Source organism: Desulfomicrobium escambiense DSM 10707, assembly GCF_000428825.1.
Taxonomy (GTDB): Bacteria; Desulfobacterota; Desulfovibrionia; order Desulfovibrionales; family Desulfomicrobiaceae; genus Desulfomicrobium; species Desulfomicrobium escambiense.
The window spans coordinates 156,137-168,605 of record NZ_AUAR01000008.1 but is presented as its reverse complement, the minus strand read 5'-3'; the positions used below and the strand labels follow the sequence as shown (position 1 = coordinate 168,605).

At 66.0% G+C, this 12,469-nt stretch carries 13 protein-coding genes and 1 riboswitch; of the genes, 2 read left to right on the top strand and 11 right to left on the bottom strand.

Annotated features, from left to right (window positions below):
* Positions 1–46: 46 nt before the first annotated feature.
* On the bottom strand, positions 47–1,006 hold the full coding sequence (locus G394_RS0109475) for a hydrogenase small subunit (protein ID WP_028577450.1): 960 nt from the start codon (positions 1,004–1,006) through the stop codon (positions 47–49).
* Between the two features lie 408 nt (positions 1,007–1,414).
* On the opposite strand from G394_RS0109475, the gene G394_RS0109470 reads away from it, so the two are divergent.
* Positions 1,415–2,074, top strand: coding sequence for an NAD(P)H-dependent oxidoreductase (locus G394_RS0109470; RefSeq protein ID WP_028577449.1), 660 nt, complete (start codon positions 1,415–1,417; stop codon positions 2,072–2,074).
* A gap of 29 nt (positions 2,075–2,103) precedes the next feature.
* Positions 2,104–2,886: a tetratricopeptide repeat protein gene (locus G394_RS18715; protein WP_051307090.1), complete on the top strand. Its 783-nt coding sequence runs from the start codon at positions 2,104–2,106 to the stop codon at positions 2,884–2,886.
* Here the strand turns inward: G394_RS18715 and G394_RS0109460 are convergent, their stop codons facing one another.
* The 10 genes from G394_RS0109460 to G394_RS0109415 all read right to left on the bottom strand — a co-directional run bounded on the left by G394_RS0109460 (position 2,887) and on the right by G394_RS0109415 (position 12,288).
* Positions 2,887–4,041, bottom strand: coding sequence for an MFS transporter (locus G394_RS0109460; RefSeq protein ID WP_028577448.1), 1,155 nt, complete (start codon positions 4,039–4,041; stop codon positions 2,887–2,889).
* 83 nt (positions 4,042–4,124) lie between these two features.
* The gene (locus G394_RS18710; RefSeq protein WP_043775291.1) at positions 4,125–4,574 is read right to left on the bottom strand and encodes a GNAT family N-acetyltransferase; all 450 of its coding nucleotides are present in this window, start codon (positions 4,572–4,574) and stop codon (positions 4,125–4,127) included.
* Positions 4,575–4,618: 44 nt separating this feature from the next.
* Complete coding sequence (locus G394_RS0109450) at positions 4,619–6,895, bottom strand: hypothetical protein (RefSeq protein WP_028577447.1); 2,277 nt, start codon at positions 6,893–6,895, stop codon at positions 4,619–4,621.
* A 111-nt stretch (positions 6,896–7,006) separates the two neighbouring features.
* The gene (thiE, locus tag G394_RS0109445) at positions 7,007–7,666 is read right to left on the bottom strand and encodes a thiamine phosphate synthase (RefSeq protein WP_043775289.1); all 660 of its coding nucleotides are present in this window, start codon (positions 7,664–7,666) and stop codon (positions 7,007–7,009) included.
* Positions 7,663–8,289: a sulfur carrier protein ThiS adenylyltransferase ThiF gene (thiF, locus tag G394_RS0109440; protein WP_028577445.1), complete on the bottom strand. Its 627-nt coding sequence runs from the start codon at positions 8,287–8,289 to the stop codon at positions 7,663–7,665. Before thiF ends, thiE begins: the two co-directional genes overlap by 4 nt.
* The gene (gene thiH / locus G394_RS0109435) at positions 8,286–9,398 is read right to left on the bottom strand and encodes a 2-iminoacetate synthase ThiH (protein WP_028577444.1); all 1,113 of its coding nucleotides are present in this window, start codon (positions 9,396–9,398) and stop codon (positions 8,286–8,288) included. The genes thiF and thiH overlap by 4 nt, the downstream gene beginning before the upstream one ends.
* Positions 9,395–10,186 (bottom strand): thiazole synthase, encoded by a 792-nt coding sequence (locus G394_RS0109430; protein WP_028577443.1) that lies wholly within the window; start codon positions 10,184–10,186, stop codon positions 9,395–9,397. Before G394_RS0109430 ends, thiH begins: the two co-directional genes overlap by 4 nt.
* 45 nt (positions 10,187–10,231) lie before the next feature.
* Positions 10,232–10,432: a sulfur carrier protein ThiS gene (thiS, locus tag G394_RS0109425; protein ID WP_028577442.1), complete on the bottom strand. Its 201-nt coding sequence runs from the start codon at positions 10,430–10,432 to the stop codon at positions 10,232–10,234.
* Positions 10,433–10,511: 79 nt separating this feature from the next.
* Positions 10,512–10,612: riboswitch (TPP riboswitch) on the bottom strand.
* 43 nt (positions 10,613–10,655) lie between these two features.
* Positions 10,656–11,666: an inorganic phosphate transporter gene (locus G394_RS0109420; RefSeq protein ID WP_028577441.1), complete on the bottom strand. Its 1,011-nt coding sequence runs from the start codon at positions 11,664–11,666 to the stop codon at positions 10,656–10,658.
* Positions 11,659–12,288, bottom strand: coding sequence for a DUF47 domain-containing protein (locus G394_RS0109415; protein WP_028577440.1), 630 nt, complete (start codon positions 12,286–12,288; stop codon positions 11,659–11,661). Before G394_RS0109415 ends, G394_RS0109420 begins: the two co-directional genes overlap by 8 nt.
* Positions 12,289–12,469: the final 181 nt, after the last annotated feature.

Here is a 12,469-nt window from a genome sequence, read left to right as displayed (position 1 = left end):
TCTCTCCTCTGAATTCAGTGATGTTTGTGCCTGACGCAACAGCCGATTACGCTTCTTCGTAGAAGGGCGAAGAAGAATCCCAGAAATCGGGTTCACTGCAACCGATACACGGGTGTCCGGCCTTGACCGGCCAGTTCGTCTGGTTGAACAGGACCTTGGGGCAGTTGTTGTAGGTGGTGGGGCCTTTGCAGCCGAGCTTCGCCAGGCACCATCCCTTGCGGGCTTCTTCTGAATCAAAGGAGGGGGCGAACTCGCCGGCCTCGTAATGGGGCAGGCGTTCGCACTGTTCGTGCACGGTCTCGCCGTAGAACATGATTGGACGGTTGATGTCGTCCATCTCGGGGATGGCCAGGTTGTGGGTCAGCAGGTGAACGATGGTGCCGACCAGATTGTAGGGGTTGGGCGGACAGCCGGGGATGTTCACGGCGTTGACGCCCAGGTGCTTCAGGGCGTCGTTGACGCCCAAGGCGCCTGTCGGGTTGGGCTTGGCTGCCTGTACGCCGCCGTAGGTGGCGCAGGTGCCGTAGGAGATGGTCGCGATGGCTTTGGGCACAACTTCGGAGCAGATCTCCAGCATGGTCCGTCCGGCGACCTTGCCGTAGATGCCGTTGTCCTTGGTCGGGATGCCGCCTTCGACAACGCAGAGGAAGCCGTTGGGCGAACTGATGGCCTGATGGAGGGCTTCTTCTGCCTTGTGACCAGCGGCGGCCATGATGGTCTCGTGGTAGTCAAGGCTGATTGTGTCCAGGATCAGGTCGTCGATAAAGGGACGAACCGCGCGCAGAATGGATTCGGAGCAGCCTGTGCATTCTGCGTTATGCAGCCAGACCACGGAAGGACGCTTGGGAGAGGTCATCGCCAGGGCGATTTTGTTGGCAAATGACGCCTCCATACCCATGACCGCGGCGATGGTGGAACAGAACTTCATGAAATCTCGGCGTGAGATCCCACTTTTTTCCAGCCGTTCCTCGGCCCCGGGTTTGCCTAAACCTACCGCAAACTTCATAACACACCTCCATCAGTGTATGAATAAAAAGACAGGCGCCGAGAAGGCGCACAGTCGTAACCGCAACAGTTCTGTAGCGTAGAAGTTTGGCCTTTCTTTCCCATAGCATAGGGAAATGATGCAGGTCAATGGGGATAAGGAGAAAAACAGAATACTATCGGCCATCTGTATATAGATATTGCGTACATATAGGCGGGGCCGATTTCGTGGCATCGGTAGTACGAAATTTAAATTTATAACACTTCTCGGCTCATTTCGTATTTTTTGTTATCTTGGTTGGCGTCGTGGAAGAAGGCATTCAGACTTGAGGGGCCCTCCGGCCTTGAACTCATGGGCGACCATGCGTACTGCAGAGATGGCCGGACATGACCCGGTCCTTCGTACGACCCTTTCCCCGGAGACTACTTTATGGATAAGCAGATCATTCTCGATGCCTTCATGTTCCGCCATGCCTGCAAGGAGTTCGATCCCGAAGCCAAGATTTCCGAGGAGGACTTTCTCTTCATCCTGGAGACGGCGCGGCTCTCGCCGAGTTCCTTCGGCTTCGAACCCTGGCTCTTCCTGGTGGTCCAGGACATGGACTTCCGCCGCAAGCTCCTGCCCCACACCTGGGGCGGAAAGACCCAGATTCCCACGGCCAGCCATTTTCTGGTCTGCCTGGCCATGAAGACCCCGCTGCTCAAGTTCGACAGCGTCGGCATCGCCGAGTTCATGCGCACCATCCAGGAACTGCCCGAGGAACGCATCACGGCCCGTACGGAGTACTACGCCACCTTTCAGCAGTCGGACTTCCGCCTTCTGGATAGCGATCGGGCCATGTTCGACTGGGCCTGCAAGCAGTGCTACATCGCCCAGGCCAACATGATGACCGCCGCGGCCCTCATCGGCATCGACTCCTGCCCCATCGAAGGGTACGCCCAGGACAAGGTGGACGAGGTGCTGGCCGAGGATTTCGGCGTGGATCTGGACGAATACGGGGTGGCATACATGCTGGCCTTCGGCTACCGGGTCAAACCCGCCAGGCGCAAGAAGCGCCGGCCCCTAGAGCAGATGGTGCGCTGGTTTTGAGCGTGACGAAAATCGACATGGATTCGGGAATGATCTCTGAGGACGGATGCTCCATCGCGGAAGTGTCCAAATACTGCATGGCCACGGACCTGGGGCTGGAATGCGTCTGCTCCAAACGGTCCTCGGTCATCATCGGCACTGGCACCACGGCCAAGAGGGAGGACAGCACCCTCTACTACTACGCTAAGCAGATCGATGACGACCTCTTGGCTGTGCAGTCGCTGAACGCCAACTGGGCCCCCTCGGGACCGGCCGTGGAGGTCACCCTGGCCGAGCTGATCACGCAGTATCAGCCGGAAGTGGACATGTTCCTGAAGAAGGTCAAGCCGGTCATGAAGCGGATCGCCAAGCACGTGGCCAAGGGCGACCGGCACCGCGCCAAGGGCGAGCCGTATTCGGCGGCCATGGAGTACACCAACGCCCTGGGGCTGGACGAGAAGAACGTGCGGGCCATGTTCGGCCTGGGCCTGACCTACCTGCAGTACGATCAGCACGAAAAGGCCAAGGTGCTCTTCGAGGAGCTCATCGGCCTGGACGGGTTCGCGGCGCCCGAACACAAGCATCTTTTCAACCAGTTCGGCATCGAGCTGCGCAAGCAGAAGATGCTCGAACAGGCGCGCAGATACTACGCCCGCGCCATCGAACTGTGCACGACGGACGAGAACCTCTACTTCAACCTGGCCCGGGCGTTTTTTGAGGACGGACGCATCGGCGACGCCGACAGGACGCTTGAGACGTGCCTAGGCATCAATCCGGGCCATGAAGAGGCCCTCAAGTTCAGAAGATACCTTTCCGCGGTTAGCCTGAGCTGATTACCGGCCGCCGCGCAGCTCGCGCACGCCTGCGGCCAGAAGCAGCGCGAGCATGGCAAGCCCCGACCCCGTCACCCCGGTCCAGCCGAAGTGCTTGAAGCCGTACCCCATGACCGTGATTCCCGCCGACCCGCCCAGATAATACCACAGGATATAGAGCGAATTGGCCCTGCCCCGGCTGGAGGAGAGCCTGCGGTTCATGCTGCCCACGGCGGCTGCGTGGATGGCGAAGAACCCGGCGCAGGCCAGGCCCAGGCTCAGGCAGACCACGCCCAGATGCGGGACGTGGCTCAGGAGCAGCGCCGCGGCGAAGGTCAGGGAGCCCAGGATCATGGTCAGGCCGTTGCCGAAGCGGTTGCTGAACCTGCCCGAGAGGGGGGCGATGATCACGCCGACGATGTAGGTCAGGTAGAGGAGCGTGATGCGGTTTGTGTCCGCCGAGAAGGGCGGGGCGCTCAGGTAGAAGGGCAGGTAGTTGAAGGTCGCGCCGAAGACGAAGAGGGAGCCGAAGCCCACGGCGAAGTTTTGCAGCAGGTCGGGACGGCGCATGAGTTCAAGGTAGCCCGGGCCCGTGTCGGTTTTTCCGGCCGGCCGCTCCTCGGCGGGTAGGAGAACAACGGCGGCCGCGGCCGTGACCAGGACCAGGACCGAGGCCGTGACGAAGGCGTAGCGCCAGTGCAGGGGCGGATGGATCCATCCGCCCAGGAGCCGCCCACCCAGCCCGCCAACGACCGTGGCCGAGACGTAGGAGCCCATGACCACGTTCAGGCGCTCCACGGGCAGGTTGCGGGCCAGGTAGGCCGCCAGGCAGGTGGTCAGGGCCGGGATGCCCAGCCCCTGCACCAGGCGCAGGGCGATGATGGCGTCGAGGCTCCCGGTCAGGGCGCAGGCCATTCCCGCCGCGGCAACCACGGTCCCCCCGACGGCGATGAAGGGCTTGACGGGGTACATGTCCGCCAGCCGCCCGAAGACGAGGGTCGAGAGGGCCACCCCGAGGATGACCATGGACACGGTCTGGGCGGCTCTGGAGATGGAGACGCCGAACTCAGCCTGCAGCACGGGCAGCACGGGCTGGACCAGATAGATGGTGGTGAAGCTGGCCGAGACCAGGGCGAAGACCAGGGCCTGCAGGGCCAGGGGCGAGAGTTGCTTCATGCAGCGAGGTCCTTGGGAGTGCGGATGGGAGAGGCCCCAGACCTGAGGCGGGGCCGTCCGGAGTCGTGCGCCGCGGGTGCGGCTCAGAGGGGGACTGCTCCTTCGGGCGGGGGCTCTTCGACGCAGCGCATCAGGACGTGGGGGATGCCGGCTTCCATGAATTCTTCCCCGCAGACGCAGAAGCCGTGCCGGGCGTAGAATCCGAGGGCCCTGGTCTGGGCGTTCAGGACGAAGCGGTGGAAGCCGTGCTCCCGACACTGGTCGAGCATGAAGGCCAGGAGCTTCCCGCCGACGCCCCGGCCGCGCCAGGCCCGGCGCACGGCCAGACGCTGCAGCTTGGCCTCGCCGGCCAGGAAGCGGATGCGGCCGCAGGCCACGGGCTCCCCGTCGATCACGCCCAGGACGTGCAGGGCTGCGTGGTCGTGCCCGTCCATCTCCTCGGCGCAGGAAATTCCCTGCTCCTCCATGAACACGATGGCCCGGATCATGGCCACCTTGACGAGTTCGTCCGCCGTCGTGACGAGTCTGAACATCGGCGATCCTCAGGAAAGAGCGCCGGCCTTTGGGCCGGCGCCGATCATTTTGATGGTTGGGCGGGTGCGGCCGGACCCGCCGTGGCGTTGGGCGCCTTCGCCGCCGGGGCCTGGCCGGTGACGTTGGACGCGGGCGCGGCCTGCTCCGTGGCGTTGGTCTGCCTGCTACCGAAAAGCGGCTTCAGCGCGTCCGCCAGTTGCCCGATGTACCCCTTGTCCCAGGCCATGCCAAGGGCGACGAAGAGGGCCAGGATGACGGCCCAGCGTTTCCACGGGGTCTTTTTCTCGGCAAAGGGGTCGCGCAGGGAGCGCTGGGCGCCCTTGGGCAGTTCCGCCACCTTGGTCAGGGTCGCGCCAAAGGGGATGTTGATGCTGGCCCGGGTGTTCACGGCCCAGCCGCACGCGTCGAGGATCGGGCCGAGGTTGCGCTGCCGCAGTTTCAGGTAGGCGATGAGCATGGAGGGACCGGAGATCATGAGTAGCACTCCGCCCACCACCAGGGGCATCTGCCAGACGGCCAGGGACAGGAAGCCGCCCAGCACGGTTGCGATGGCCGTGCCGATGGCGCCCAGGGCCAGGCCGATAGCGGCGAAGATGCCGGCGAACTTGCCCACGTCGAAGGGGGGCTTGACCGCCGCGTCGGGCTTGGCGCCCACGTCGGCCAGCTTGGCTCCGGCGGTCGTGCTCACCGCGCTGTCCTTGGCCGCGGCGAACTTGGCGATCTGCTCCCCGACCATCCGTCCCATTCGTTTGTAGGGCAGCCAGAAAGCCTGGCGCACGCTAATGGGGTGCTCGACGATCTTGACGATGGCCGCGTCCCAATCCTGGCCCTCGCGGTCGTAGAAGATGCCGTTGCGGCCGACCATGAGGTTGTCCGCGTCGCCCCCCGTGAAGGCCGCGGCGATGAACATCTGTTCGGTGCTGCCCCGCCGGGTGCAGCGGCAGTAGGCCAGGTAGGTCTGGCTCAGGGCGGCCAGGGTCGCGTGGGCGTCGGGGGACGCGACGCGGATGCACAACTCGCAGGCCCGTCCGTCCAGGTACAGGGTGCCGGCCTGGAAGACGGCCTTGCGGTCCTGGACGTAGAAGTCGCGGAAGGACACGAAGTTGTTCAGCAGGACCAGGAGGTCGCGGGTGCAGTGCACGAGTCGGATGACGCCCTCGAAGCTCTCGACCTGCTCGGCCAGGCTCAGGTCCTCCTCCAGGACCTTGCTCAGCCGGTCCCGGGCGTCGCCGGCCAGGAGCGCCCGGACCCGTTCGGGCCCCAGGGCTTCGACCTCGATGCCGGCCTTGGCCGCCTGCCACGCCTCGTAGGGGGCCATGAGGGACTTGAGACGCTCCCACCCTTCGGCATCGAGGCTGTCGGCTTCCCCGAGAAGAGGCGCGACGACCTGGGTCCGGAATGTCGTCAGGGCGGAAGCCCAGGCCGGGTTGACCCCGCTGCCCAGCGGCAGCGGCCGTCCGGCTTCGATGCGGGCCAGGGGCAGCCGTTCGAGTTCGGGGTCGGCGGCCAGGTCCCGCAGCGAAAGACCTTCGTAGGTGGCCAGGGCCGGGCTCAGGGCCTCGCCGGCCTTGGGGTCGTAGGCCGCCAGAGCGCAGCGCGTGAAATAGTCGTCGATCTTGGTCCTCAGCGTGCGCACGCATTCCGCCGCATCCGCCGTGCCGTCGCCCAAGGGCATGACCGCTGGGGCCTGGCCTTCCTCCCACCAGGCGGCATGCAGGGCCGCGGCCTGAAAGAACGCTTCGATCTGCTCGGCCCCGATCCCGTCCGCGCCGCCCCGGTCCGGGACGCTGCCGACGCAGGACATGATCTCCTCGATGAGCGCGTGCGTGTCCTCGTCGCGGGCCGAGGCCGGGGTGATCACGCCGTCGCCGTTGAAGGGCGAGTCGTGGAGCAGCGTTTCGGTGCCGGCCACGTCCTCGACGGAAATCTCCTCCACCCCCGGCTTGTTCAGGAAGTTGAGGATCTGCCTGGCGGCGGCCAGCAGGCGGCGTCCTTCGGGGTCGGCCTCGTTGATGGCCGCCAGGGGCAGGGCCTCCCGGCCTTCCATGACGGGCTTGAGGTCGCGCAGCACGGTGCAGACCCAGCGCACGGCGGCCAGGATCTCCGGGACGCGCACGCGGCCGTCGCCGTCGGTGTCGAGCAGGGCCAGGGTGCGGCGGTCGAACTCCAGCCCCGTGACCGGGCAGCTCAGGGCCGCCCAGAGCTTCTGGTCGAGTTCGCTCAAATGGAGAAGATCCTCGGCGGAATCGAGGCGGACCTGGTCGAAACCTCCCAGACGGAAAAAACGCCAGCGGTGTGTGGAAACGGCTCCGGTATCCATGCGTGTTCCTCGCGTATGCGTATTATTGATAAGGGAAAGTGAGACGATGGAATTAGGTACGCCCAATACGCATGTCAGATCAAGGAGGAATGCAGTCTGACAAGGGATGCCTTATTTCCGGGCTGCGCCGAGTATGCGCTGCAACGCTGCGACCTTCGTCCGCATGTCCGGAACCCCGACGATTTCGGTCACCAGAGCCGGACAGCGCGCCCCGCGACCGGCCACCTCGGCCAGGTTGCGCTCCTTGATGCCGCCGATGGCCACGAAGGGCAGGTCGATTTCCCGGACCACGAAGTCCAGGTAGGACAGGCCCACGGGCGCGCAGACGTCGTCCTTGGTCTGCGTGGCGTAGATCGGCCCCACGCCGATGTAGTCCGCGCCTGCGGCCACGGCCGCCCGGGCCTGCTCCGGCGAGTGGGTCGAGAGGCCGATGGCGCGCCCTTCGCCCACCAGGGAGCGCACGGCCGCCACGGGCAGGTCCTCCTGGCCGACGTGCACGCCGTCGGCGTCGACCAGCAGGGCCAGGTCGATGTCGTCGTTGACGATGAAGGCCGCGCCGGCCTGGCGCGTCATGGCGCGCAGGGCCAGGCATTCCACGTATTTGGCGCCCATCTTCTTCGTCTTTTCGCGGTACTGGATGATGCGCACGCCCGCGTCGAGCATGGCCCGGACCACGTCCGTGTTGCTGCGCCCGAGGGAGAATTTCTCGGCAGTCAGCCCGTAGATGCCGCCTTGGCGGATGAGTTGCGTGACGAGCAGGCGTCCATTCATGGTTTCTTCTCATTATATACGGTCAGAAAATGGTGGAGGACGGCGTCGGCCTGCATGGCCGCGGCCATGCCCACGCCGGGGGAGAGGGGGGGGGTGGCCGCGTCGCAGGGCGTGGTCAGGTCGCCGACTAGGACGAGGTTCGGCAGCGGCCGCGACACGCGAATGCGCTCCGCGACGCCTGCCCCGCCCAGGCCCGACGCGCCGACCACCAGCCGTCCCGCGGGCACGAGCGTCTCGACGACGAGCTTCTTGGTCCGGGCGTCGTCCACGGCTTCGACCACGGCCCGGCAGGCACCGAAAAGCTCCGCCATGCCATCGGCGTCCACGGCACGGATGTGGGCCTCTATCGCAGCGTCCGGGTTCACGGCCAGCAGGTTGTCGCGCAGGGCCAAGACCTTGGGCCGCCCGACCTGGGCCAGGGTGAATTGCTGGCGGTTGAGGTTGGACGGCTCCACCGTGTCCGGGTCGGCCAGGACCAGGTCGGCGAAGCCGGAGCGGACCAGATGCATGGCGCAGTTGGAACCCAGCCCTCCGGCCCCGATGACCCCGATCCTGACGGTCCGCAGAAAGGCCAGGACGCCTTCGCCCAGATACCGGGCCAGGCCGCGCTCGAAGGCGTTCACGCGCTCGCCTCCAGGGGTTCCCAGTCCTTGAAGACCGGCTGGTAGCCGCGGCTCTTCAGCATGGCGCAGACCTCGGCCACGCTGCGCGGGTCCGAAATCTCGAACTGGCCGGTTTCGCCCGCCTTGGCGTGTCCGCCCACGGCCGTGCTGACGCCCGCCGACATGCGCGTCACGCCCAGGGGCAGGATGTTGTCGCGGAAGGACGGCGTCTCGCGGGTGGAGATGGTGATGGACAGGCGCGGCAGGAAGATGCGCAGGGCCGTCATGGCCTGGACCAGCTCGCGGTCGGACACGGGGCTGGCCGGTTGGAACGCCCCGGCGTGGGGCCTCATGCGCGGCAGGGACACGGCCACGTCGACGCCGGGGTAGCGTTTCATGAGCCAGGCAGCGTGCAGGCCCGTGACGAAAATCTCCCGCCGCCAGCCGGTCAGTCCGAGCAGGGCTCCGATGTTGACCACGCGCAGGCCCGCCTCGGCCCCGCGCATGGGGGTGTCCAGGCGCCAGGTGTAGTCGCGCTTGGGGCCGGCCGGGTGCAGGTCGGCGTAGAGGTCAGGGTCGTAGGTCTCCTGGAAAACGGTCAGCCCGTCCACGCCCGCCGCGGCCAGGCGCCTGTAGTCGTCCGTGGCCATGGGGAAGACCTCCACGGCGATGGACGGGAACAGGGGGCGCAGGACGCGCACGCAGTCCTCCAGATACTCCACCCCGGCCCTGGCCGGCGACTCGCCCGTCAGGAGCAGCAGCTGCCGCAGGCCCGTGGCGGCGATGGCCTCGCCCTCGGCTCGCACCTCGTCCATGGTCAGTCGGGAGCGGGGGATGGAGTTTGGGGCCGCGAAGCCGCAGTAGCGGCAGTGGTTGGCGCAGTGGTTGGAGACGTAGAGGGGCGTGAAGAGGCTGACGGTGCGGCCGAAGCGGCGCAGGGTCAGGTCGCGGGCGCGCCCGGCCATGGCCTCCAGATGTTGGCCCGCGGCCGGGGAGAGCAGGGCCAGGAAACCGTCCTCGCCGACGCGCTCCCGCTCCAGGGCGCGCAGGGCGTCGTGGCCGGTCGCGGCGGCCATCCGCTCCTCCAGCGGTTCGCGGTGCAGGCGCAGGGCCTCGGGCAGGAAGCTCATGCCGCGCCCCCCGTTTCGCCCAGGAAGCCCGTCAGCGGGGACGAGGCCCGGGCCAGTGAGGAAACGGCCCCGGGTCCGGCCAGGAAGGCCTCGCGGCCGGCGGCCACGGCGCGGCCGAAGGCCCGGCCCATGAGCACCGGGTCCGAGGCCGTGGCGATGGCCGTGTTGACCAGGCAGGCCGCCGCGCCCATCTCCATGGCCTGGCAGGCCTGGCTGGGCGTGCCGATGCCGGCGTCGACGATGATGGGCAGGTCCATCTCCTCGATGAGGATGCGGATCATCTCCTCGGTCCGCAGGCCGCGGTTGGTGCCGATGGGCGCGCCCAGGGGCATGATGGCTGCGGCCCCTGCGTCGGCCAGGGAGCGGGCCACGTAGAGGTCCGGGTTCATGTACGGCAGGACGACGAAGCCCTCCTTGGCCAGAGTTTCCGTGGCTCTGGCCGTCTCGTAGCCGTCGGGCAGGAGGTGGCGGTTGTCGGAGATGACCTCGATCTTGATCCAGTCCCCGCAGCCCATGGCCCGGGCCAGGCGGGCGATGCGCACGGCCTCGTCGGCGGTGCGCGCCCCCGAGGTGTTGGGGAGCAGGGTCATGTGGCCGGGGATGTGGCGCATGACGTTGTCCGCGCGGCCGTCCAGTTCCACGCGGCGCAGGGCCACGGTGATGACCTGGGAGCCCGAGGCCTCGCACACAGCCGGGATGAGGCAGTCGTCGCCGTACTTGCCCGTGCCCGTGAAGAGGCGGCTGGTCAGGCGCTTGCCGCCCAGTTCGAAAATATCGGTATGTTCCATGACGGTTCTCGCTGTTAGTGGTGGGGGAAGGTTGACGGCTCGCGCTCAGCCGCCGCCGACGAAGCTCAGCAGTTCGAGGCGGTCGCCGTCGCGCAGGACGGCTGCGGCGAACTGCGCCCCAGGTACGATGTCGCGGTTGAGCTCCGCCACGACCACGGCCGGGTCGAGGTTCATGGACAGGATCAGGTCGCGCAGAGTCTGGCCCGGCGCGATGTGGCGGCTTTCGCCGTTGAGGGTGATGTGCATGTCTGCCTCCGCGTTCTGTGTCGCAAGCGGGGGAGGCGAAAGAAAAACCGCGCCGGGGAGGCGCGGTTCGATGGGTGGACGATTCCTGAACCAGCTTCCCTCCGGCAGCATGAACTGCGTCAGGTTCAAAGGGTCGGGATCGTATCCCCTCTCAGCCCGAAGGCTCCCCCAGCTTGTGTGCGAAGACGTGTACGGAGTATGGCCGCCGTTGTAAAGTTTCGAACTAGTCGGCGATACCCATCAGCGTGAACAGGTAGAAGGTCGCCCCGGCGATGAGGGCCGAGGCCGGGATGGTCAGGATCCAGGCCACGACGAGGTTGCCGGCGATGCCCCAGCGAACGGCCGAGAGGCGCTTGGTGGCCCCCACGCCGAAGACGCAGGCGCTGATGGTGTGGGTGGTGGAGATGGGCGCGCCGACCAGGGACGCGCCGGTGATGACCATGGCCGCCGACGTCTCGGCCGCGAAGCCGTGGACCGGCTCCAGCTTGAAGATGCGGTGCCCCATGGTCTTGACGATCTTCCAGCCGCCCAGGGCCGTGCCCGTGGCCATGGCCATGGCGCAGGCCAGCTTCACCCACAGGGGCACGTGGATGGTGTCGATCTTGTGGAAGAGGAAGAGGGCCAGGGTGATGACGCCCATGGTCTTCTGGGCGTCGTTGAGCCCGTGACTGGTGGCCATGAAGGCCGACGAGAGGATCTGCAGCTTTTCGAACCAGCGCGACACGCTGTGCCTGTTGGCCCGCCAGAAGATGAGCATTATGAGCGTCATGACCGCGTAGCTCACCCCGAAGCCGGCCAGGGGCGACAGTACCAGCGGCAGCAGGACCTTCTTGAAAATGGACAGGCCGTTCAGGGAGGAGAACCCGGCGTGGCAGATGGCCGCGCCCATGAGCCCGCCGATGAGGGCGTGGGAGGACGACGACGGGATGCCGAAGTACCAGGTGATGATGTTCCAGACGATGGCCCCGATGAGGGCTGCCAGGACCAGGATCTGGCTGCCCATGACCATGTCCGTGTTGACGATGCCGGAGCCCAGGGTGTGGGCCACCTCCTCGCCCAGGAGGGCGCCGAAGAGGTTCAGGCTGGCCGCCATCATGACCGCCGAGCGGGGCGACATGACCTTGGTCGAGACCACCGTGGCGATGGCGTTGGCGCAGTCGTGGGCCCCGTTGGTGAAGTCGAAGACCAGGGCCACGAGGACGATGACGACGAGCAGGATCGGCAGCTCAGGCATTTTTCAGCACCACTTCCTCGATGGCGTCGGCCAGGTCGTCGATGCGCTCGATGGCCATCTCGAAGCGGTCGTAGACCTGGGTCCAGCGCATGATGTCGATGACCTCCTTCGTGTCGCCCGTCTCTACGTCATGCAGCTCGGCCAGCCCAGTGGAGAAGAGCATCTCGCACTCGGTCTTGAGCTCCTTGATCTTGCGTATGGTGTCGGACACGTCGCGCTTGCCTTCCAGGCAGCAGATCATTTCCCCGGTCAGGGCGGTCATGCCCAGGATGTTTCGCGCCATCTTGCGGGCGGGGAAGCGGATGTAGTCGAAAGCGCACAGGCGCATTCGCGAGGCGATGGCCGTGATGCGGTTGATCGAATCCTCCTGGGTCATGTTCAGGCGGTAGATGTCTTCGCGGTCGATGGGGGTGATGAAGGTCTGGGAAAGCTGCTTTGCGATTTCGCGGCAGAGTGCGTCGGCGTCCGCCTCGATGAGGGTCACGGTCTTGCAGGCCGCATCCACGCAGTTGAGGTCCTCGACGATCCTGGCCAGCTGCCCGGCGGATTCGTTCAGAATCCGGTTCTGCCTGTTGAGGAGTTCGAAAAAGTGTATGTTCCTGGGGAAAATGGAAAATGCCATGGACAGGGACTCCGGCGTTGTGATTGCAGCCTCGGGAGACCCGGAGAATGGAGCGCTCCGGGCGGTTCCGGCGGGCGGGGCCAGCCGCGAACGCGAAGACTTTAATGCCGCGCTCGGATTGGCGCAATGCTTCTCGTCATACAAAAGTCACATTTTGTGAAAAAATGTGACAAGCTGGTGA

What these genes read in the sequence shown, in the direction of transcription:
- G394_RS0109475 (WP_028577450.1), bottom strand. Translation starts at nt 1,006, where the DNA reads ATGAAGTTTGCGGTAGGTTTAGGCAAACCCGGGGCCGAGGAACGGCTG.
- G394_RS0109470 (WP_028577449.1), top strand. Translation starts at nt 1,415, where the DNA reads ATGGATAAGCAGATCATTCTCGATGCCTTCATGTTCCGCCATGCCTGC.
- G394_RS18715 (WP_051307090.1), top strand. Translation starts at nt 2,104, where the DNA reads ATGATCTCTGAGGACGGATGCTCCATCGCGGAAGTGTCCAAATACTGC.
- G394_RS0109460 (WP_028577448.1), bottom strand. Translation starts at nt 4,041, where the DNA reads ATGAAGCAACTCTCGCCCCTGGCCCTGCAGGCCCTGGTCTTCGCCCTG.
- G394_RS18710 (WP_043775291.1), bottom strand. Translation starts at nt 4,574, where the DNA reads ATGTTCAGACTCGTCACGACGGCGGACGAACTCGTCAAGGTGGCCATG.
- G394_RS0109450 (WP_028577447.1), bottom strand. Translation starts at nt 6,895, where the DNA reads ATGGATACCGGAGCCGTTTCCACACACCGCTGGCGTTTTTTCCGTCTG.
- thiE (WP_043775289.1), bottom strand. Translation starts at nt 7,666, where the DNA reads ATGAATGGACGCCTGCTCGTCACGCAACTCATCCGCCAAGGCGGCATC.
- thiH (WP_028577444.1), bottom strand. Translation starts at nt 9,398, where the DNA reads ATGAGCTTCCTGCCCGAGGCCCTGCGCCTGCACCGCGAACCGCTGGAG.
- G394_RS0109430 (WP_028577443.1), bottom strand. Translation starts at nt 10,186, where the DNA reads ATGGAACATACCGATATTTTCGAACTGGGCGGCAAGCGCCTGACCAGC.
- thiS (WP_028577442.1), bottom strand. Translation starts at nt 10,432, where the DNA reads ATGCACATCACCCTCAACGGCGAAAGCCGCCACATCGCGCCGGGCCAG.
- G394_RS0109420 (WP_028577441.1), bottom strand. Translation starts at nt 11,666, where the DNA reads ATGCCTGAGCTGCCGATCCTGCTCGTCGTCATCGTCCTCGTGGCCCTG.
- G394_RS0109415 (WP_028577440.1), bottom strand. Translation starts at nt 12,288, where the DNA reads ATGGCATTTTCCATTTTCCCCAGGAACATACACTTTTTCGAACTCCTC.